The 1,332-nt window shown below is 54.4% G+C and carries 1 protein-coding gene; it reads left to right on the plus strand.

Features of this window, described 5'->3' with window-relative positions; genetic code table 11:
* Positions 1-284: 284 nt before the first annotated feature.
* Positions 285-1,332: MCP four helix bundle domain-containing protein (locus DMY87_RS23935; protein WP_114149349.1), on the plus strand; the 1,048-nt coding region annotated here is incomplete at its 3' end.

Below are 1,332 nucleotides of genomic sequence, written 5' to 3' on the forward strand. Positions count from 1 at the left end.
CGAATGGTTTTGCCCTCGACATGAGCATGGGCGGTCCAGACGGTGATGACGAAGATTTCCGTCAGACAGCCTGAAAACGGGACCAATCGTCTCCATCCTGTCTGCTGAGGCAAGCATGGAACGGCACGCAATGAGGTCGTGCCACAGGTATCGGGGAAGCTCCCCGATACCAAAAATACGGGAAACCGGATCGCGTGCGAGTGAGTGTATCGGTCTTCGCGAAGAGAATATTCAAAGGTCCTTTTAGACCACCATTGTTGATACATCACACTTACGGGGACGACATGCGCTTCACAATCAAACTCAAGCTCGCGCTTTCATTCGGGCTTATGGTCACGCTGTTGGCAGCACTCTCAGCCTACAGCCTTATCAGCCTGAGCACGGTCAACGATAACCTGGCAGGCATGGCAGAAGGCCCTGCAAAACGACTGGAATATGCGCTGACGATTGACGGGAACTTCTCCGAAATTATCCGGCAACAAAAGAATGCCCTGCTGGCTAAAACCACCGACGAATCCCAAAAATTCCTCAAGGTCTCCGAAGAGTTGACTGCGGACGGCATCGAACTGGCCAAGAACGGTCTTGCCATTGCGACGGCAGAAGATCAGCAGACATGGCTCGCTGTAGAGGAAGACATGAACAATTTCACCTCGAAGGCAGTCGAGTTGAGAAGGCTCGTGACCTCGGGGGACCTTGTCGGCGCTATCGACTATTCCAACGGAGATCTTCGTTCGATCAACAAGTCGGTCACAGCATCGCTCGACACGCTCGTTGGCATTCAAAAACAGCAGATGGAGAATACCAAAAGCGAATCGGCTGAGAACTATCGGGCTGTTCGCTCCACGATGATTGCTGCGGTTAGCGTTGCAGTTCTCTTCGGCATCGGGGTCGCGATCTGGATTGCCCTCAGCATTATTTCTGGCCTGAAGAAGATTCAGATTGTGGCTGAAGCAGTCTCAATCGGCGACCTCAATCAGGACGTGGAGCTCAAGAACAACGACGAAATCAAGGATCTGGTCGATACGATCAACGTGATGACCAGCAACCTGCGAAAGACCGCAAATGTGGCCGACCAGATCTCCAATGGCGACCTGACCGTCACGCCTGCACCCGCATCCGAAAAGGACACGCTGGGCATTGCTCTCCGCAACATGGTGGAACGCCTGCGGGCCGTTGTGAGCGACGCGATTGCCGCATCGGAAAATGTTTCGACCGGCAGCCAGCAGCTGTCGTCTGGTTCCGAACAGCTGTCGCAGGGCGCGACGGAACAGGCTTCGTCGGCCGAAGAGGCTTCGGCTTCGATGGAAGAGATGGCCGCCAACATCAAGCAGA

Source organism: Peteryoungia wuzhouensis, assembly GCF_003205195.1.
Taxonomy (GTDB): Bacteria; Pseudomonadota; Alphaproteobacteria; order Rhizobiales; family Rhizobiaceae; genus Allorhizobium; species Allorhizobium wuzhouense.